This window comes from Streptosporangium sp. NPDC003464, from assembly GCF_053588315.1.
Window position 1 is genome coordinate 1 of record NZ_JBSFPS010000053.1, and the last position, 18,622, is coordinate 18,622.

Annotated in this window: 20 protein-coding genes, 1 tRNA gene and 1 riboswitch; of the genes, 11 read left to right on the forward strand and 10 right to left on the reverse strand. The window is 71.4% G+C overall.

Translation table 11 applies throughout. The features are described from left to right. The first annotated feature begins 213 nt into the window (after nt 1–213). Nucleotides 214–726 carry a hypothetical protein gene (locus tag ACWDS7_RS14525; RefSeq protein WP_451929663.1) on the forward strand — a complete coding sequence of 171 codons (513 nt, stop codon included), beginning with the start codon at nt 214–216 and terminating at the stop codon, nt 724–726. A 26-nt stretch (nt 727–752) separates the two neighbouring features. Here the strand turns inward: ACWDS7_RS14525 and ACWDS7_RS14530 are convergent, their stop codons facing one another. Further along, the gene (locus ACWDS7_RS14530; protein WP_451929664.1) at nt 753–1,880 is read right to left on the reverse strand and encodes a sensor histidine kinase; all 1,128 of its coding nucleotides are present in this window, start codon (nt 1,878–1,880) and stop codon (nt 753–755) included. Then, nucleotides 1,877–2,572 carry a response regulator transcription factor gene (locus ACWDS7_RS14535; RefSeq protein WP_451929665.1) on the reverse strand — a complete coding sequence of 232 codons (696 nt, stop codon included), beginning with the start codon at nt 2,570–2,572 and terminating at the stop codon, nt 1,877–1,879. The genes ACWDS7_RS14530 and ACWDS7_RS14535 overlap by 4 nt, the downstream gene beginning before the upstream one ends. Before the next feature lie 117 nt (nt 2,573–2,689). Between ACWDS7_RS14535 and ACWDS7_RS14540 the strand changes: the two genes are divergently transcribed. The 3 genes from ACWDS7_RS14540 (at nt 2,690) to ACWDS7_RS14550 (ending at nt 3,878) form a co-directional block, all read left to right on the forward strand. Further along, a complete protein-coding gene (locus ACWDS7_RS14540; RefSeq protein WP_306861838.1) occupies nt 2,690–2,857 on the forward strand; it encodes a hypothetical protein in 168 nt (55 codons plus the stop codon). Then, nucleotides 2,854–3,120: a DUF6412 domain-containing protein gene (locus ACWDS7_RS14545; protein ID WP_451929666.1), complete on the forward strand. Its 267-nt coding sequence runs from the start codon at nt 2,854–2,856 to the stop codon at nt 3,118–3,120. The genes ACWDS7_RS14540 and ACWDS7_RS14545 overlap by 4 nt, the downstream gene beginning before the upstream one ends. Before the next feature lie 68 nt (nt 3,121–3,188). After that, on the forward strand, nt 3,189–3,878 hold the full coding sequence (locus tag ACWDS7_RS14550; protein ID WP_451929667.1) for a YidC/Oxa1 family membrane protein insertase: 690 nt from the start codon (nt 3,189–3,191) through the stop codon (nt 3,876–3,878). 49 nt (nt 3,879–3,927) lie between these two features. On the opposite strand, the gene ACWDS7_RS14555 is transcribed toward ACWDS7_RS14550, so the two are convergent. Together ACWDS7_RS14555 and ACWDS7_RS14560 are read right to left on the reverse strand one after the other, a co-directional pair. Continuing rightward, complete coding sequence (locus ACWDS7_RS14555) at nt 3,928–4,416, reverse strand: ATP-binding protein (protein WP_451929668.1); 489 nt, start codon at nt 4,414–4,416, stop codon at nt 3,928–3,930. Nucleotides 4,417–4,540: 124 nt separating this feature from the next. Next, complete coding sequence (locus ACWDS7_RS14560) at nt 4,541–6,463, reverse strand: PAS domain S-box protein (RefSeq protein WP_451929669.1); 1,923 nt, start codon at nt 6,461–6,463, stop codon at nt 4,541–4,543. A gap of 74 nt (nt 6,464–6,537) precedes the next feature. On the opposite strand from ACWDS7_RS14560, the gene ACWDS7_RS14565 reads away from it, so the two are divergent. After that, complete coding sequence (locus tag ACWDS7_RS14565) at nt 6,538–7,122, forward strand: methylated-DNA--[protein]-cysteine S-methyltransferase (protein ID WP_451929670.1); 585 nt, start codon at nt 6,538–6,540, stop codon at nt 7,120–7,122. A gap of 30 nt (nt 7,123–7,152) precedes the next feature. Here the strand turns inward: ACWDS7_RS14565 and ACWDS7_RS14570 are convergent, their stop codons facing one another. From ACWDS7_RS14570 to ACWDS7_RS14585, 4 genes are all read right to left on the reverse strand, one after another. Next, nucleotides 7,153–8,502, reverse strand: coding sequence for a purine-cytosine permease family protein (locus ACWDS7_RS14570; RefSeq protein WP_451929671.1), 1,350 nt, complete (start codon nt 8,500–8,502; stop codon nt 7,153–7,155). Beyond that, nucleotides 8,493–8,632, reverse strand: a riboswitch (TPP riboswitch). (Overlaps the previous gene by 10 nt.) Before the next feature lie 45 nt (nt 8,633–8,677). Further along, nucleotides 8,678–9,010 (reverse strand): rhodanese-like domain-containing protein, encoded by a 333-nt coding sequence (locus tag ACWDS7_RS14575; protein ID WP_306861827.1) that lies wholly within the window; start codon nt 9,008–9,010, stop codon nt 8,678–8,680. A gap of 102 nt (nt 9,011–9,112) precedes the next feature. Next, nucleotides 9,113–9,718: a TenA family protein gene (locus tag ACWDS7_RS14580; protein WP_306861825.1), complete on the reverse strand. Its 606-nt coding sequence runs from the start codon at nt 9,716–9,718 to the stop codon at nt 9,113–9,115. A gap of 208 nt (nt 9,719–9,926) precedes the next feature. Beyond that, nucleotides 9,927–10,523 (reverse strand): DM13 domain-containing protein, encoded by a 597-nt coding sequence (locus ACWDS7_RS14585; protein ID WP_451929672.1) that lies wholly within the window; start codon nt 10,521–10,523, stop codon nt 9,927–9,929. 109 nt (nt 10,524–10,632) lie between these two features. On the opposite strand from ACWDS7_RS14585, the gene ACWDS7_RS14590 reads away from it, so the two are divergent. Further along, entirely contained in the window at nt 10,633–11,286 is a 654-nt protein-coding gene (locus ACWDS7_RS14590; protein WP_451929673.1) for a GOLPH3/VPS74 family protein, read from the forward strand. 118 nt (nt 11,287–11,404) lie between these two features. Here the strand turns inward: ACWDS7_RS14590 and ACWDS7_RS14595 are convergent, their stop codons facing one another. Continuing rightward, the gene (locus tag ACWDS7_RS14595; protein ID WP_306861819.1) at nt 11,405–12,385 is read right to left on the reverse strand and encodes an LCP family protein; all 981 of its coding nucleotides are present in this window, start codon (nt 12,383–12,385) and stop codon (nt 11,405–11,407) included. 634 nt (nt 12,386–13,019) lie between these two features. Here ACWDS7_RS14595 and ACWDS7_RS14600 point away from each other — a divergent pair. Together ACWDS7_RS14600 and ACWDS7_RS14605 are read left to right on the forward strand one after the other, a co-directional pair. After that, complete coding sequence (locus ACWDS7_RS14600; RefSeq protein WP_451929674.1) at nt 13,020–14,462, forward strand: hemolysin family protein; 1,443 nt, start codon at nt 13,020–13,022, stop codon at nt 14,460–14,462. After that, nucleotides 14,459–15,493: a hemolysin family protein gene (locus tag ACWDS7_RS14605; RefSeq protein WP_451929675.1), complete on the forward strand. Its 1,035-nt coding sequence runs from the start codon at nt 14,459–14,461 to the stop codon at nt 15,491–15,493. The genes ACWDS7_RS14600 and ACWDS7_RS14605 overlap by 4 nt, the downstream gene beginning before the upstream one ends. A gap of 328 nt (nt 15,494–15,821) precedes the next feature. Here the strand turns inward: ACWDS7_RS14605 and ACWDS7_RS14610 are convergent. Further along, nucleotides 15,822–15,904: transfer RNA gene (locus ACWDS7_RS14610), tRNA-Leu, on the reverse strand. Between the two features lie 157 nt (nt 15,905–16,061). Here ACWDS7_RS14610 and ACWDS7_RS14615 point away from each other — a divergent pair. Genes ACWDS7_RS14615 through ACWDS7_RS14625 form a run of 3 tightly spaced genes read left to right on the forward strand, consistent with a single transcriptional unit; the run spans nt 16,062 to nt 18,621 of the window. Next, complete coding sequence (locus tag ACWDS7_RS14615; RefSeq protein WP_306861813.1) at nt 16,062–16,802, forward strand: FhaA domain-containing protein; 741 nt, start codon at nt 16,062–16,064, stop codon at nt 16,800–16,802. A gap of 17 nt (nt 16,803–16,819) precedes the next feature. Then, nucleotides 16,820–17,287 (forward strand): FHA domain-containing protein FhaB/FipA, encoded by a 468-nt coding sequence (locus ACWDS7_RS14620; protein ID WP_306861810.1) that lies wholly within the window; start codon nt 16,820–16,822, stop codon nt 17,285–17,287. Continuing rightward, the gene (locus ACWDS7_RS14625; protein ID WP_451929676.1) at nt 17,284–18,621 is read left to right on the forward strand and encodes a Stp1/IreP family PP2C-type Ser/Thr phosphatase; all 1,338 of its coding nucleotides are present in this window, start codon (nt 17,284–17,286) and stop codon (nt 18,619–18,621) included. Before ACWDS7_RS14620 ends, ACWDS7_RS14625 begins: the two co-directional genes overlap by 4 nt. Nucleotide 18,622 lies beyond the last annotated feature (1 nt).

The following is an 18,622-nucleotide window of genomic DNA, read 5'->3' on the forward strand; positions in this document are numbered from 1 at the left end:
TAGCGGCGCGGAGGCCGCTGGTCACGTTCTCTCGACTAACCCGAGTCGTCGGCCCTTTGTCCCCCGTTTCGCCCTCATGGAAACCGCGAGTGCGCGAAACTTGACACTGTGCAACACCGGCTTAGCCGGAAAGGGGGGAGACCCGGAATCTCCCGACCGTCCCTGCGCTACGTCAGTGGCGGCCGTTGAGTAGAAACGGGCTCGAACGCATCAATGAACACCGACCTTCCTGAGGATCCCCAGCGACAGCGGCTCCGGGAGCACCTGGAGTCCATGATCACCCGCACCGAGAAGGCCACCTCGTGGCACGATGCGGCCAACTCCCTGCGCGGCCTGGTGAACCGCGAGGGATACGTCCCCATCAGAACCCGCCTGGCGAGCGAGGACCTCGACTTCCTCGAAGGCGCGCGCGAGGAGCTGCTCGGCTTCGCCGCCCTCGGGGTCAGGCTCCTCGACCTGCACCAGCCCCGCGACGCGGGCGGCATCACCAGCGACGCGGCACGCCCGATCCTGCGCTGCCGCAGCTGCATGTGGCGCTGGCCGTGCCCTACCTTCCGCGCCATGGCCGAGTCCTTCGGCAGTCCCCGGCCCCCCACCTCCTGCCAGCACGTCGAACCCGACGACGGCGAGAGCGGCGACGACACGCAGGTGACGCTCGTCATACCGGTCCGGCCCGAGGGCGAGGTCGCGGTGCTGACGACCCGCACGGGGCGGCGGGAGACATGACCGCCTGACCCGGCCGCGGCCGGGGCTCAACCGGACAGCGGGAGCCGGATCTCGAACCGGCAGCCGGGCCCGGCGTTGACGACGTCGATGGCCCCCTCGTGGGCCTCGACGATGCCGCGGGCGATCGCCAGGCCGAGCCCGGCTCCCGTACCGTCCGCGGTCGGGGTCCGGGCCGCCTCGCCGCGGAAGGCGACGTCGAACACGCGGGGCAGGTCGTCGGCCGGGATGCCGCCGCAGCAGTCGGCGACCTGCAGGCGGGCGACCCCGCCCTCCGCCAGCGCGCGCACCCGGACCGTGCCGTCGCCCGGGGTGTGCCTGATCGCGTTGACCACCAGGTTGCGCAGGGCCCGGGACAGCTCCCCGGCGTCGGCCTGGACCGGGACCGCCTGGTCGACCTGGCCCGCCAGCCGTACTCCCTTGGCCCGGGCCAGCGGCTCCACCCCGGCCAGGGCGTCGGCGACCAGGTCGCCGAGGCCGATCCGCCGCCGGGACAGGCGCAGCGCGCCCGCGTGGATCCTGGACAGCTCGAACAGGTCGTCCACCATGCCCGACAGCCGCTCCACCTCCAGGCGGATCTGCGTGTGGTAGCGGCTCACCGTCCCCGGGTCGGCGACCACCCCGTCCTCCAGGGCCTCGGCCATGGCCCGCATGCCGGCCAGCGGGGTGCGCAGGTCGTGGCTGACCCAGGCGACGAGCTCGCGGCGGGCGCTCTCCAGGGCGCGCTCGCGCTCGTGGCCCAGGCGGAGGCGCTCGTATGCCTGCTCCAGCGTCCTGGCGATGGTGTCGAGCTCCGCGGGCAGGCCGCGGGGCGGCACGAACTCCCCCGAGGGCGGGACGGCGTGCACGGCGGCGACCAGCCTGCGGCTGGCCGCCACGACCCGGCGGGCGAGCACCGTCGCGACCCCCATGCCGACCAGGCCGCCGACCACGACCACGCTGAGCACGATGTCCCTGGGCGTGCCCTCGATGATCATCTTCAGGGTGATGGCCACCACGCCCCCCACCGTGGCCAGGACCGTCACCACGGCGACCACCGCCAGCATCACCCCGATCGACCGCTCCCGCAGCAGCCGCATCACGCCGAGCCCGGCCAGGGCCACCAGCAGGCCGAGCCCGGCCGTGACGGCGACGATCAGCAGGATCTCGGGGATCATGTCTGCGTCAGGGGTTCGTAGCGGTAGCCGACACCCCACACCGTGACGATGCGCCGGGGGGCGGTCGGGTCCGGCTCGATCTTCTCGCGGAGGCGGCGGACGTGGACGGTCACCGTGGAGGAGTCGCCGAAGGACCACCCCCAGACCTGGTCGAGCAGGGCGGAGCGGCTGAAGGCCTGGCGGGGGTTGCGCATGAGATGGGCCAGGAGGTCGAACTCCCGGGCGGTCAGCGTGATCTGGTCGTCGCCGAGCCGTACCTCGTGGGCGCCGACGTCGACCACGAGGGCGCCGTCCCTGAGCACGCCGGTCCCGGCCGGCACCGAGGCGCCGCGCGCCCGCCGCAGCACCGACTGCACGCGCAGCGCCAGCTCGCGGGGGCTGAACGGCTTGGTGACGTAGTCGTCGGCGCCGGTCTCCAGGCCCACGACCCGGTCGATCTCCTCACCCAGCGCGGTCAGCATGATCACCGGGACGGGCCAGCGCTCCCTGAGCTTCCTGCAGACCTGGAGCCCGTCCATCTTCGGCAGCATGAGGTCGAGCACCAGCAGGTCCGGCGGGTTGGACAGCGCGCGCCTGAGCGCCTCGGCGCCGTCTCCCACGCACTCGACCTGATGGCCGTCGCGCTCCAGGTAGCGGGCCACGACCTCGGCCACCGTCGGGTCGTCGTCGACCACCAGAATCCGCGTGCTCATGGTCCCCACGGTAGGCCCGGGCGCGGCCGATCCCTATGCCGCGTCACCACTCCGTAAGCACTGGATCGTTATGGTTCCGGCCTCCATCGGGCCGGTCGCCGGACGTACGGTGGCCTCATGAGTCGTACCGTGATGGCAGTCCTGGGCGTCATCCTCGCGCTCTACGTCGTGTTCGGGCTCGTGCTGCCCGCGCTGTTCGGGCTGCTGAAGTTCCTGGTCGTGCTGGCACTGGTCGCCTTCGTGGTCGTCGCCGTGGTCACGGTCGCGGGCAAGTTCGCCAAGTGAGCCTCCTGCTCGCCCTCCAGACGCTGTCGGTCTGGATCTTCGACGGCGGCGGCGCCGTGACGGCGACCGCCGTGGTCGGGCTGGGCGTGCTCCTGCTCGCCTGGGCGCTGCGCGTGCTGCCCCTCGCCTCCGGGGCGGGGCGGGGAGCGCCGCTGTCCCGGCGCGAGCGGGCCAGGCGGACCCTGTTCGTCCGGCAGCGCGACCCCGACGCGGCCGGGCGGTCACGGCCGAGAGCACCGTCAGCGGGCCCGGCGCCCGCGTAGCACCGCGTCGACACGTCCGGACCGCGGGCGCCTTCTGTGCTGATCCCACACCAGTCAGAAGGGCTCCCATGTTCGACCCCGTCATCGAGTTCACCGCCGGTCTCATCACCGCGCTCGCCGGGCCGCTGGGCTCCACCGCGCCGGCGATCGTCCTGTTCACCCTCGCCGTCCGGCTCCTGCTGCTGCCGCTCAGCGTCATGCAGGCCAGGGGCGAGCGGGTCAGGGCACGGCTGGCCCCCCGGCTCCAGGAGCTGAGGAGCAGGCACGGCCGCGACCCCGAGCGGCTCCGCCGGGAGCTGGCCGCGCTCTACGCCGAGGAGAAGGCCTCCCCGCTGGCCGGCTGCCTGCCGGGCCTGGCCCAGCTGCCGTTCCTCATGGTGACGTACCGGGTCTTCACCTCCTCGGTGATCGCCGGGCACGCGAACGCCCTGCTCACCCACGGGCTGTTCGGCGTGCCGCTGGGCCAGCAGCTCGCCGGCGCGGTCGCCGGGTACGGGCTGCTCAGCGGGCCGACGCTGGTCTTCGCCGGTCTCTTCCTGCTGCTGCTCGCCGTGGCGTCGGTCACATCGCGCCGGATGCGGCGCACGATGGGCGACCAGGTCCAGCCGGAGGCGCTCCGCAGGGTGATGCCGCTCCTGCCGTACGCGACGGTGCTGGCCGCGGCCGTGCTCCCGCTCGCGGCCGGGATCTATCTGCTGGTCACCACGGCGTGGACGGCCGGCGAGAGGGCGCTGCTGTACCGTCCGGCCCCCGCCTGAGAATAATCACGATCTTGTCCCGCTTCACGGCGATGAAGCGGGACAGGACCTATCCGCACTCCCGCAGCGCGGGCTCGGGCATGGAAACCTGACCATTACCGTTACTCACAGTGCTGACAGTCGTGACCACCGCCCAGACAGTGGTGATCTCACCGTCGTGCCTGACCCCCCATTTGGCGGCCAGATACTCGACGATGCCGAGACCCCTGCCCCCCAGTGAGGAGAGCGTGGGCCGTCCGGCGCGCGGCTCTGTGGCGGCCCCTCCGTCACTCACCGCAACCTCGACGTATCCGTCAGTCCAGCGCCACGCCACCCTGATCTGACCGGACGGTAAAGGATGCGCGTGCCGGAGCGCGTTGCTCAGCAGCTCGCTCACCACGAGGACCGCATCATCTATCGCGGTCTCGTAGACCCCCCATTCCTGCAGGTCAGAGCAGAGGCGTTGGCGTGCGACGGCGACGCTGGACGGTGCATACGGCAACAACACGACGCTCGACGCACTCACCTCCCCGTATCCCTGTTCCCCCCTGAGGAACACACCCCAGTACGACCGAAATGCCCCGTTAGATGGTCTTAGAAACCGGGCGTCAATTACAGCTTGTGCACATTCGACAATAGATCAGCTCATCCGTTACCGGGTCGTTACCGCATCGGCGTGTCACTTAGGTAAGGGCGCCTGGCGTGTCGGCAATGCGTAGGGCCAGGCGCATGCGGGTGCCGCCGCCCGGCCGAGGGTGCGCCGACACCTCGGCCCCCTGGGCCTGGGCCAGGCTGCGCACGATGTAGAGGCCCAGGCCGACCCCGCCGAACCGGCGGCGGTCGCTGCTGTCTCCCTGGACGAAGCGCTCGAAGACGCGTTCTCTGCTGGCCGGGGCGATGCCCACGCCCTCGTCGTCGACGACCACCACCACCCGGTCGCCGGCCGCCCAGGCCTCGACCCTGATGAGGCCGCCGTCCGGCGAATACTTGAACGCGTTCTCCAGGAGCTGGCCGAGCATGATGTCGGTGGCCAGCGCGTCGCCGGAGACCGGGGGCAGGTCACCGGGGACGCTCACCTCGACCCGGTGCAGGTCCGACAGGACCGGCAGGCCCAGCGTGGCGGTCCGGAGCAGCTCGCCGAGGTCGAAGCCCTCGATCTTGAGAGTGAGCTCGCCCGCCCCGGCCCGGGAGCCCAGCAGCACGTGGTCCATGAGCTGGCCGAGGGAGCGCGCCCGCTCGGCGATGGTGTGCACCGCGGCCCGGCGCTCGACGTCGGTCATGCTGTCCCAGCGCGAGTCGAGCGTGCCGGCGAAGCCGCGTACCACTGTGATCGGGGTGCGCAGCTCGTGGCTGGTGGTGGCGAGGAAGAGATCTTTGGCCTCCTCCAGCTCCTTGGCCCGGGTGATGTCGCGGAAGTCGACCACGATCTCGCCCGTCTCCACGATCTCCGCGCAGAGCACGTCCAGCCAGGCGCCCGAGGGCAGTTGGAGGGTGAGCTTGTCACCCGGCTCCGGCAGCGGGAACGGCGGCGGCCCGCCGATCACCTCGGCCGCGGGGAAGCCCGTCAGCTCGCCGGCCGCCGGGTTCCACTGGATGACCCGGCCGGTGCTGTCGAGGACCGCGATGCCGTCGGCGCTGGCGTCGAACACCGCCCGCTCGTGGGCGCGCTGCCGTACGGCCTCCTGGTAGGCCATGGCGTTGCCGACGGCGATCCCGGCGTGCCCGGCGAGGAGTTCGAGCAGCTCCAGCTCGACGTGGCCGGCCTTGCGCTTGGCGAACAGGGCGTACAGCGCGCCGTACGGCCGGCTGCCCACCGCCGCGACGCCGAGCGCGATGGTGTGCAGGCCGGGCAGCTGCGACCAGATCAGCTCGTCCAGCCGGGCCTGGTCACCGGTCTCCAGCATCACGGTCCGGCCGGTGCGCAGGAGCTTGCCGACCAGGCTCGTGCGCAGGTCGGCGGTGGAGTCGCGCAGCGAGTCGGGGAGCCGGTGGCTGGCCACGAGGCGGACCCGGTCGCCCTCGATGAGCACGAACCCGCCCGCGTCGGCCCCCGTCAGCTCGGCGAGGCTGGCGGCGATCCGGTCGAGGACCGCGGGCAGCTCCCGCTCGGCGTTGATGTCGGCGACCACGTCGGTGAGCCTGCGGACCAGCTGCGCCCGGCGGACGACCCGGTCCTGGGCCGTCTCGTCGTCCTGGGTCAGGTGGTAGACGCTGACGTAGCCGAGCAGGGCCCCCGCCTCCGACCGCAGCGCGCTGGTGTCGACCCGCACGTCGACCAGGCTGCCGTCCCGGCGGAACCGCTTGGTCCGCAGCGAGACCTGGCCGCCGGTGCGGACCCGCTCCAGGACCGCGTTGTGCTCGGCCATCAGCTCCTCGGGCACCATCGGGGCGCGGCGGCCGAGCAGCTCCTCCGCCGGCCAGCCGAACAGGCGTTCGGCGGCGGGATTCCAGGCCAGGACCGTCTGGTCCCGGTCGAGGGCGACGATCGCGTTGGGCGCGCCGGCGACGACCGCACGGCCGATGCCGTCGTCACTGGCGGCCCTGATGTCACCCACACACCCATAGTGCCGTGTCAACCGGCCTGATCTTGGCACTTTCGTCCGCATGTGCTGACACTCGTTGGGGTGATCCGTCCGATACGCTGCGGTCACCACACGCCTGGATACGAAAGGGTGGGGCCATGTCATCCGGTGACATCGACGCGCTGCTACGGGTGACCTCGCCCGACTACATAGGGAACACCCACCCCGACATCGCGTTCGGCACCCTGGACGGCCCGGTGGGGCGTCTCGTCCTGGCGGTGACGCACCGGGGGGTGGTGGCGTGCAGCTACGAGGACGAGAACGTCGTCTTCGAACGCGTCAGCCGGGAGGTCGGCTCGTTCATGGGGCCGGACGCGCGGCGGCTCGACCCGGTCCGCCGGGAGCTGGACGCCTACTTCTCCGGACGGCTGCGTGCCTTCACCATCACGGCCGACCTGCGGCTGGCGACCCCGTTCGCCAGGACCGTGCTGCAGAAGATGATCGCCGTCCCGTACGGGACGGTGACCACCTACCGCGAGATCGCCGAACGGCTCGGCCGGCCGCGGGCGCTGCGCGCGGTCGGCAACGCGCTGGGCAGCAACCCCGTCTGCGTGATCGTGCCCTGCCACCGGGTGGTCGAGAGCGAGGCCGTCCTCGGCGGCTACGCGGGCGGGGCGACCGCCAAGGAGCGGCTGCTGCGCGTCGAGGGGGCGGGCCGGGGCCGGCCGCCCGGCACCCCGTAGCCCCGGGACCCGGGCGGGCGGCCCCGCCCGCTACGGGCGGCGGCGGCGGAGCGCGCCGAGGCCGAGGGTGACCAGGCCGGAGACGACGAACGCGCCGACGGCCGCGCTCATCCACGGCTGCGGGGTGAAGCCGACGGCGTCCCGGGCGCCGGTCCAGATCGCCGCCCACCACGACACGGTCGAGGGCGCGGCGAGCATCCACCAGGTGACGAAGCCCAGCAACCACGGGACCACCATGAGCCAGCGGGAGGGCGCGTTCTCGGAGGTGTCCCAGTCCTTGCCGTGGCCGAGCAGGAAGTAGTCGACCGCCAGCACGCCGAGCATCGGCACGAACACCGCGCCGATGATGCCGAGGAAGGCCCCGTAGGAGTTGACGTCGACGACGAGGGCCATGCCCGTGGTCAGCACTCCGATGCCCACGGAGAAGATCCGACGGTCCACCCGGGGCATCAGGTTCTGCAGCGACATCGCGGTGGAGTAGACGTTCGCGAACGACTGGTCGGTCTCGCGCAGCACGAGGACGCCGAAGAACAGCGCGCCGAGCGGGGCCGCCACGAACGGGGCGAACACGGCGGTCGGCTGGCCCAGCACCGCGCCGTGGCCGGCGAGCGCCACCGCGTAGACGCCGACGGCCAGGCACGCCACCTGGGCGACGGTGTAGCCGCCGACGACGCCGGTGAAGGCCGCGCGGCTGGAGCGCGAGTGCCTGGCGTAGTCCGCCGCGACCGGCACCCACGACACCGACAGGGCGATCACGAAGTCGACGGCCGAGGCGAAGGCGTCCCAGGATCCGCCGGTCTGGGCGGGGGTCTCGCGGACGAACACCACCGCGAACCAGACCACCGAGATGATCACGCCGGCCGTGACGAAGCGCCGGATCAACCGGATGGCGCCCAGGGGATAGATGGTCAGCGCCGTCGTCAGGACCCCGGCCGCGATCGCCCAGACCGCGTAGGGGACGGACGTTCCGAAGATCGCCTGCGCGCCCATCGCGACGACCCACAGCTCGAACGCGCCCCAGCCGATCATCTGGATGATGTTGAGCACGGTCGGGACGGCCGAGAGTCTCGCGCCGAACAGCCCGCGCAGCAGCACCATCGCGGGCTGGCCGGTCTGCGCGCCCGGGACCGCGGCGAGGCCGACCATGGCGGTGCCGATGAGGCTGCCGACCAGGGAGGCGACCAGCGCCGCGGTGAAGGTGAGCGGGTTGTCGTCGAGCAGCGGGTTGATCAGGAAGAGCGCGAAGGAGAACCCGAGCAGGCTGACGCCCAGATTGGCCCAGAACGCGCCCTGGTCGAGCGCGCCGAGGGTCTTCGGCGGAGCTTGGTCGAGAGTGAGAGGCGCCTCGGCATGCTTGGCATCGATGACGTCAGACGTCATGGAAAGCTCCCTACGCCGGCATTACCCGGACAGGTTCATGCGGTCGGCGGCGCGTCGGAGGGCCTGCCCGGCCCTCTACGTGGTTCCGCCCTCTCAGCCCGGTTGCGCCCGAGCTCCCGCGGTAGATGATTCGCCGTGAATTATGTCATTTCCTCCCTTCTGCGCAAGGGCCGGGTCAGGCCACGAACGGGTCCTGCCCGCTCTCGCTGACCATCGGACGGCCGGCGGACTCCCAGGACTGCATGCCACCGCCCACGTTGATCGCGTCCCAGCCGACGTGCCCGAGCCAGGCGGCGGCGTGCGCGGAACGGCCGCCCACGCGGCAGACCACGTAGACGGGCGCGTCCTTCGGCACCTCGTCCACCCGGGCCTGAAGCTCGCCGAGCGGGATGTGGACGGCCGCCGGCGCGTGCCCGGCCCGCCACTCGTCGTTCTCTCGTACGTCAAGCAGGAACGCACCGTCCGGCACGTCCCGCGCATCGACCTCAGGAACACTCATGACAACCATTCTTTCAAGTCCGTCACCAGATGGGGGGTAAAGCGGCTCGTCCGCCCGTGACCCCGCCAACATATGCGCGCGGGCCACCTGGACCGGCCCCGGAGGGCCAGGTCAGGGCACGTCCCAGAAGGCCAGCTCGTGGGCCATCCCCTCGGTGAACAGCTCCTTGGCCCGGCCGAGATCGGGCACGGCCTCGTCGATCATCACGGCGATGCGTCCGGTCAGCGCGGCGAAGTCGGGATGCGCGTAGGTGTCGACCCAGGCCCGGTAGCGCGGCTCGGCCGGGGGATTCTCCGCGAGGACGCGGCCGAGGGTGGAGTAGCCCCACATGCAGGGATACAGCGCGGCCAGACCGTCGGCGTAGTCCGCCGCGGAGCCGAGCAGGAACGAGGTGTAGGCGGCGCAGGCCGGCCCCTTCTCGGCCCTGTCGAGGTCGGCGCCGAAGCCCGCCGACAGCGACCGGTGCAGGTTCAGCTCCTCGTGGAAGGTGGCGTGGGCCAGGTCCACCAGGTCACCCAGGTGCCCGTCGGGGGCCTGCCAGGCCAGCCGGGAGAACACCCGGACGTAATCGAGGAGGAACAGGTAGTCCTGCTCCAGCCACGACCGGAACACCGGCTCCGGCAGGTCCCCCCGGGCGATCCCCACCACCGTCGGGTGGGCGAGCTGCGCCTCGACGAGCGGGCGGCCGATGGCGTGGAGTTCCGCAGAGATGCTCATAAGCCGAGCATTGTCTCAACCCAGGACCCCGGCGCCGATCTCCGCCCCGGGCAGCCCCGCCGGCTCCGGGCCAGAGCCCCGGCGTCCGACTCGGACCGAGGGCCGGCGCCGATCTCCGCCCAGGACTCCGACCCCGACCCAGCCCCGGCTGCCCCGGACCAACCCCGGGCAGCACCACCGGCCCCGGACCGGAACCCCGGCGTCCGTCTCAGGCCAGAGCCGCGGCGCCGAAGGAGACGCTGAAGCGCCTGCACCAGATGGTGACGGTCTTCAGGCTGTCCAGGTCGGCCCCGGCCGGGATGGCGTAGTTCGCGTTGCCCCGGTTGCCCTTGAGCTCGCCCAGTTCGAGGTGCTCGCCGTCGTCGAGGTTGAACCACCCGGCCCTGCCCTCCTTGACGGGCTGGTCGCTCAGCCAGACCCGGAGGTCGGGGCCGTCGGAGGTGTCCAGGTCCTCGATCCTGAGCACCCGGCTCCCGTCGGGCAGTTCGAGCACCCTGGCCCTGCCCTCGGTGCTGTGCTCGTGCGAGACGAACGTGCCCGTGGCCAGAGTCTCGGGCCGCTCCGCGGCCTGCCCGGACCCGCCCCGCGACGGAGTGGCCGTGGCCCGCGGGGAGGCGCCCGGCGGGACAGCGGTCTCCGGGGCCGCGGTCCGCGGGGCCACCGCGACCGGCACGGCCTCGTTCACCTCGACGGTGGTGAACAGGCGCCAGGGCTGGAACAGATACAGGGCGACGCCGAACGCGACGGCGCCCAACGTCATGACCACCCAGGTCGCCGGGTGCCGGAGCAGCTTTCCGATCCGCATGATGTCCTCCGGGGCCCGGTCCTCGAAGCGTCCTCCAGGCCCTGGTGCGAAGCTATCCCGGCCGGCCGCCACCGGCGATTACGTAGTGCTTACGGCATAGGGTCGGAGCATGACGACCATCGCCGAAGAAGTTCTCCTGCTCGCCTACAGCGAAGCGGAGGGCAGGCAGCTGGTCAGCTCGTCGGAGCTCGACGCCGCGCTCGGCGGCGCTCTTCTGGCGGAGCTGACCGTCAACGGCCGGATCGACCTGGCCGGCAAGAAGGTGACCGTCCTGGACCCCACCCCTCTCGGCGAGGAGGAGCTGGACGCGACACTGGCCAGGATCGCCGCCGACACCAAGGAGCGCAAGCCCGACTGGTGGATCTACAAGCTCCACTCGGCCAAGCTCCGCAAGCGCCTGCTCTCCCGCCTGGCCGAGCGGGGTGTGCTGGGCGAGGAGACGCGGAAGATCCTCGGGATCTTCCCCAGCACCCGCTACCCGGAGCGTGACCCCAGCGTCGAGCTGGCCGTGCGCGAGCGTGTCCAGAGCGTGCTGTCCGGGGCCGTCCCCGACAGGCGGATCGCCGTGCTGATCGCCGTCCTGCACGCGGCCAAGATCGACCGCAAGGCGTTCCCGGGCGCGAGCAAGGAACGCATCAAGGAGATCACCGAGGGCGACTGGGCCGGCGAGGCCGTCGCCAAGACCATCGCCGCGATCAACGCCGCCGTCATGGCCGGCGTGATCGCCGCCTCCGTCGCCGCCTCCACCAGCGCGTCCACCTGAGCCGCCGCCCCGGCCAGGGCCGGGGCGACCGGGGCCGGGCCGGGAATCCGTGACATCGGCCCCGGGAGGCGGCGGGCAGGCGACCGGCCGGGACGCCGGCCGGGGCCGGGGCGGGCCGCTACTTGCCGAGGGCGTCCTTGGGGACCGGCTTGTCCTGGGCCAGGGCCTCGAACATGCGCAGGGCCTTGGTCCGGTCCCACTTGACGACCGACTGGCCGTTGATGGTCGGCAGCGAGCCGACCGGGACGACCGTGGTCACCGGGTTGTCACCCATGGCGAGGCCGAGGGAGAGCAGGTTGAAGGCACCGGTCTCCTCGCCGACGGACACGGAGTCGGCGGCGTTCAGCGCGAGCGGGACGGAGCGGAAGGGGTTGATCAGCACTCCGGGGCTGGCCGCCTTGTTCACCACCGCGGAGAAGAACTGGCGCTGGCGCTGGGTCCGGTCGAAGTCGGGGATGGCGCCGGTGGCGCGGGTGCGGACGTAACCGAGGGCCGTGCCGCCGTCCATCGTCTGCAGGCCCTTCTTCAGGTCGATGCCCGCCTTGGGGTCCTTGATGGCCTGCTTGACGTTGATCTCGACCCCGCCGATGGCGTCGACGATGCCCACGAAGCCGCCGAAGCCGATCTCCATGTAGTGGTCGATGCGGAGCCCGGTGACCTTCTCGACGGTCTTGGCCAGGAGCTTGGGGCCGCCGTCGTCGTAGGCGTAGGCGGCGTTGAGCTTGTCGCTGCCGTGGCCGTCGATCGGCACGTAGGAGTCACGCGGGAGGCTGACCAGGGTCGGCCGGTCGCCGCTGTCGGGGATGTGCAGCAGCATCATCGTGTCGGTCCGGCGGCCGATGGAGTTGCCGGTGGCGAGCTTCCTGCGCTGCGCCTTGGTCAGGCCGGCGCGGCTGTCGGAGCCGACCAGCAGCCAGTTGGTGCCGGGGGTGTCGGCAGGGCGGCCGTCGTAGTCGGTGAGCGCCTCAATCCGGGTCAGCCGCGAGTTGACCGTGAAGTATCCGCCGACGGCGAGCACCACCAGCACGACGAGCAGGCCGATGAGGATCCGTGCGATCAGCCTGCCCGGCCGCTTCGGGCGCCAGGTCGTGCTCGGCATCCGGATCCCGCCTTTCCCTCCTGAGGAACCACCTGAGGAACCACCTGACGGACCGCCCGGACGGTCGCCCGGGGGGCCGTCCGGCGGCACGGAGTGCGCGGCCTGGCCCGGGAGCGGCCGGACCGGGCCGGCGCCCTCCCTGGCCTTGCCGTAGACCCGCGAGGTCGCCCGCGGCCGCGTGTCGTCGGCCCCTTCCCGCGGCGTCTCCGGGCCGGGTCCGGCGGCCGGCCGGCTCCGCCCCGGCGCCGGGTGGGCGGGCTGTCCCGCGGCTCGCGGCGGCCCGGGCTGGGGCGATCGCAGCGCGCGTGTGCGATCGTCGTCTTCCGGCCTGTCACCCACGTCGTATCCCCGCCACTTCTTGAACACACGATGAGAACGTCATTATCGACGCTACGTCGTGGTCCCGTCGCGCGCAGACGTCTCTCCAAGCTTCCCCCATGTAAAAGTACGCAGAAGGATGCTTAGTCACCAACGATGTGATCGTTGGCCGATCCGGAAACATCGACCCCCACATGGGTCGTTACGGTAAGGGACGACCTCTGCCCGAAAGGATGATCGTGTCCACTCCGGACTCATGGAGTACCTGCCCGTGCACATGCACGGGGACCGCTGACCCAACCGGGAGAGCCGCCCGGTGAACACGGCTCTCGGCCTGCTGGCCGTACTCCTCCTCACCTTCGCCACTGGTTACTTCGTCGCGCAGGAGTTCGCCTTCGTGGCCGCCGACCGCGGCGTGCTGCGCGAACAGGCCGACGCCGGTGACACCGCCGCCAAGCGCGCGCTGGAGGTGACGGGACGCCTGTCGTTCATGCTTTCGGGCGCGCAGCTGGGCATCACCGTGACCGCGCTGCTCGTCGGCTTCATCTCCGAACCCGCCATCGCCACGGTCATGCGCCCGGGGCTGGAGGCCGCGGGGGTGCCGGCGGCGGCCGTGCCGGGCGTCTCGTTGGCGCTGGCCGTCGTGGTCGCCACCGTCATCCAGATGGTGCTCGGCGAGCTGGCCCCCAAGAACCTGGGCATCGCCCGCCCCGAGCCGGTGGCCAAGTTCCTCGCCGGCTCGACCATCGTCTATCTCAGGATCGCCGGGCCCGTCATCCGGCTGTTCGACTCCGCCGCCACCGGCCTGCTGCGCCGGGCGGGCGTGGAGCCCGTGGAGGAGGTCGAGCACGGCGCCAGCCCCGAGGAGCTGTCCCGGATCATCTCCGAGTCCGCCACGGCCGGCGACCTCCCGCCGCGGCTGTCGGAGCTGCTGGAGCGGGCGCTGGAGTTCGGCGGCCGCACCGCCGAGGACGTCATGGTGCCGCGCCCCCGCCTGGTGCTGCTGCGGGCCGAGCGTCCGATCTCCGATCTGGTCGAGGCCATCCGCGAGCACGGCCACTCCCGCTACCCGGTGCTCTGCAAGGAGAACGGCGAGGACGTGGTCGGCGTCACCGGTGTGCGGGAGCTGCTCAGGTCCGGCCTGAGCGACGGCCCGCTGGAGCAGATCACCCGTTCGGCGCTGCTGGTCCCGGACTCGCTGCCGCTGCCGGTCGTGCTGGAGCGCATGCGCGCCGCCGGCGACGACCTGGCCTGCGTCATCGACGAGTACGGCGGGCTCGCCGGCGTGGTCACCGTCGAGGACCTGGCCGAGGAGCTCGTCGGCGAGCTGATCGACGAGAACGACCCCGAGCCCGCCGGGGTCGTCGCCAACGACGACGGCACCTGGGACCTGCCGGGCACCCTCCGGCTCGACGAGGTCGAGCGGGCGACCAAGCTGGCGCTCCCCGAGAGCGACGGCTACGACACCATCGCCGGCCTGGTGCTCGCCACCCTCGGCCGGATGGCCGAGCCCGGCGACCAGGTCACCGTCACGCTGACCCTGGAGACCGACCTCCTGGAGAACGACAGCGCGGACGAGGCCGACGCGGTGCTCACCGTGCTGTCGGTGCACCGCAGGGTCCCCGAGTGGGTACGGCTGGCGCCCGCGCCGGCGGAGGCCGCCGAGGACGGCGGCGAGCCCGCGATGACCGCGCCGCGGATGATCGGGCGGGGCGCCGACACACCCATGATCGAGCGGAGCGCGGTGGACGGCCGATGAGCATCACCGGAGCACTGCTGCTGGGCGTGGCCCTGTTGATCGGCAACGCCTTCTTCGTCGCCGCCGAGTTCGCGGTCATCTCGGCCCGCAGGCATCGCCTGGAGGAGCTGGCGGGCAAGGGCGGCCGGTTGACCCGGGTCGCCGCCCGCGCCGCCGTACGCGGCGGCAGGGAGCTCTCCCTGATGCTGGCCGGCGCCCAGCTCGGCATCACGCTGTGCTCGCTCGGCCTGGGCATGGTGACCGAGCCGGCCATCGAGCACCTGCTGGAGCCGGTCTTCGCCGCGGTCGGCCTGCCCGAGTCGCTGCGGGTGCCCATCTCGCTGGTGATAGCGCTGGCGCTGGTCACCTTCCTGCACATGGTGATCGGGGAGATGGCCCCCAAGTCGTGGGCGCTGACCCACCCGGAGATCGCGGCGATGGGCCTGGCGCTGCCGTTCCGCGGCTTCACCTGGCTGGTCCGGCCGGTGCTGGCCTCTCTCAACGCCCTGACCAACGCGGTGCTGAGGCTGTTCGGCGTGCACCCCAGGGACGAGCTGGCCACCACCAGGACCCCGGTCCAGCTCGCCATGCTGGTCGGCGAGTCCGGCCGGATGGGCCTGCTCGACCGGGACGAGCACGACCTGCTGACCCGGGCCCTGCGGGTCCACCAGCAGCCGGTCGAGCGCCTGATGCTGCCCATCGGGCAGGCCACCTGCGTGACCCGGGACGCCACCGACGAGCAGGTGCGCCGTACGGCCGCCGACAGCGGGCACCTGCGCCTGCTGGTCAACTCGGGCAGGCCGGACGACGTCCTGGGCGTGCTGCACGTCAGAGACGTCCTGGTCCGCCCGGGGGCGAGCCCAGCCGAGCTCGCCCGGCCGGTGCCCAGGCTGGACAAGAGCACGACGATCCCCGAGGCGGTCTCCGTGCTCCAGGACGCCCACGCCCATGTGGGCCTCGTCACGGACGGCGGCGGCAAGGTGGCCGGCATGGTCAGCCTCACCGATCTGCTCGGCGAGCTGTTGGACGTCCGGGTCCTCGTCACGGGTTGACGGACAGGACGGGCCGGGGGGAGAGACTCCCCCCGGCCCGATTTCTCTGTCAGCGTAATCGGCCCGGATGGACGGCATGACGTGTGCAAGCGGCCGGAAAGTGATCGTCAAGCGGGGCGGGGTAGAAGAGACGCACGCCATACCGGCACAGAATCGAGAAGACACCCACGTAACCGCCGGGACTTCTCTATAACGGAGCGAACGGCTACTTTGATCGATGATCACCCCGACCGGCACCAGACCCACGGACGGACCGATGAACGCGCGGATTCCCCGGAAAACAAGAGAGCCCCGGTGCGCTGACCGCGCTTCCGGAGCTCTGCTGGAGTGGGCGAGGAGGGATTTGAACCCTCACGTCCTTTCGGACACACGGACCTGAACCGTGCGCGTCTGCCGTTCCGCCACCCGCCCTTTTGGGTGCGGTGGAAACATTAGCACGGATCAGCCGGTACCCACGAACCCGGATACGATCCTCCTAGACGCGGAGCGGAACAGCTGGGTGCGAGAGAGCGAGGAACAAGCCCCCAAGCGGCCGTGACCTAGTTAGACGGAGGAAGGGAGGTACCCGGTGGGAGTCCTTCAGCGCTTCGAGCGGAGGCTCGAAGGTTTGGTTGAGGGAGCCTTTGCGCGGGCGTTCAAATCTGACCTTCAGCCGGTCGAGGTTGCCAGCGCGGTTCAGCGTGAGATGGACGAGCGTGCGGCGATCGTCGCACAAGGGCGCACGCTCGTGCCGAACGACTTCGTGGTCGAGCTGTCCACCACCGACAGCGAGCGCCTGGAGGTCTACGCCGACAGCATCAGCCACGAACTGGCCAACCTCGCCAGGGAGTACGCCAAGGAACAGGGCTACTCCTTCGTGGGACCGGTCCGGGTGCGCTTCGAGACGGCGGACGACCTGGCGGTCGGCCTGTTCCGGATCCGCTCCGGCGTGATCCGCGGCGCGACGGTCGAGCAGGACGAGATCCGCCAGCCGGTGAGCGACGTGCCGGCGGCCAAGCCGCACGCCTTCGGGGGCCGTCCCCGCCTGCTGGTCTCCACCCAGGACGACCCGCAGGGGCAGCGGTCCTACGACCTGACCACCCCGGTGACCCTGCTCGGCAGGGGCACCGACTGTGATCTACGGCTGGTCGACCCGGGTGTGTCCCGGCACCACGCCGAGCTGCGCGTGGAGGGCCCCCAGGTCGTGCTCGTCGACCTCGGCTCCACGAACGGCACCTTCGTCAACGGCCAGCCGGTACGCCGGGTCGAGCTCCAGAACGGCACTCGCGTGACGCTGGGGCGGACGACTCTGGTTTTCCGGCGCGATTAAAGGTAAACAGACGGTCCATGTCCGAGCTCACGCTGCTGCTGATCCGGCTCGCGTTCCTCGCGGTGCTGTGGTTCTTCGTGATTGCCGCGGTCGGCGTGATCCGGACAGACTTGTTCGGATCCCGCACGACCACCGCCGCCCCCGCGCGCAAGGCTGCCAAGCCGATCAAGCCCGCGGCCAAACCCAAGAAGGGGGAGCCGCGGCAGATGGTCGTCATCGGTGGTCCCCTGCAAGGCACCACCATCACCCTCTCAGAGACGCCGATCACCATCGGCCGGGCGACCGACGCCACGCTGGTAGTCAGTGACGACTACGCCTCCAGCAAGCACGCCCGGCTCTTCCCCCAGGACGGTCAGTGGATCGTGGAAGATCTCGGTTCGACCAACGGCACATACCTCGACCGCTCCAAAGTCACCCGTCCGACCCCGGTGCCGCTCGGTGTTCCGATCCGCATCGGCAAGACCGTCATCGAATTGCGCAAATGACCATCGCACTCCGTTACGCCGCCCGCTCCGACGTCGGCCTCCTCCGCGAAGGTAACGAGGACTCGGCGTACGCCAGCGGCCGACTGCTCGCCGTCGCCGACGGCATGGGCGGCCACGCACACGGCGAGGTGGCCAGCTCGGTCGCCATCGCCGCGATGTCCTCCCTCGACGAGGACCCGCAGGGGGGTGACCTGCTCAGCGCCATCGAGGCGGCGGTCAGGGAGGCCAACCGCAGACTGCACGACATGGTGGGGCGCGACCCGAGCCTCAAGGGCATGGGCACCACCCTGACCGCCATGCTGTGGTCCGGCACGAGGGTCGCCCTGGTCCACGTCGGCGACTCCCGCGCCTACCTGCTGCGCGCCGGGGAGCTCTACCAGATCACCCACGACCACACCCTGGTGCAGTCGCTGGTGGACGACGGCCGGATCACCCAGGAGGAGGCCGCCACCCACCCGCAGCGGTCGATCCTGCTGCGGGCGCTCGACGGCAGCGGCGAGGTCGACCCCGACCTGTCCCTGCGCGAGGCCCAGGTCGGCGACCGCTACCTGCTCTGCTCCGACGGGCTGTCGGGGGTGGTGAGCGCGGAGACGATGCACCAGACGCTCTCCACGATCGACGACCCCGAGACGGTGGTCCGCGCGCTCATCGACCTGGCCAACCGCGGCGGCGGCCCCGACAACATCACCTGCGTGCTGGCCGACGTCCTGGAGGTCGACGAGGGGCTCGCCCTCCCCGTCGAGGCCGCCGTGGTGGGCGCCGCCGGGTCGGCCCGGCCGCGGACCCCGCCGCCGGACACCCCGGCCGGGCGCGCCGGCATGGTCACCATGCCCCAGCCCGTCATCGTCGACGACGATCCCGAGGAGCCGGTCGTCAGGGCCGCCGGCCGGCCGGTCAGACGCCGCCGGGTGTGGCCGCTTCTGGCCTCGGTGGGAGGCGTCGTCCTGGTCGGCGGCGGCCTAGGCTGGTACTTCGGGAGCCAGTGGCTCGACGATCAATACTTCGTAGGGGCGAAAGGGGATGAGATCGTGGTTTTCCAGGGCGTGAAGACCAATATCGGCCCCATCGAGCTCTTCGACGTCGCCCGGAGCACCACCGAGTCGATCAAAGCCCTCGGCGCGTTCCAGCAGGGCCAGGTCCGCGACGGCATCCCCGTCGCCAGCGTCGACGCGGGCCTGAAGAAGATCCAGGAGCTCAAGTCGTCCGCGGCGAAGCCTGACACCAAGCCCGAGACGAAGCCCGACACCAAGCCCGAGACCAAGCCCGACGGGAAGACCAGGCAGACCTCCCAGCCGGACGGCACCGCAACCCCGGAACCCACAAGGTCACAGTAGA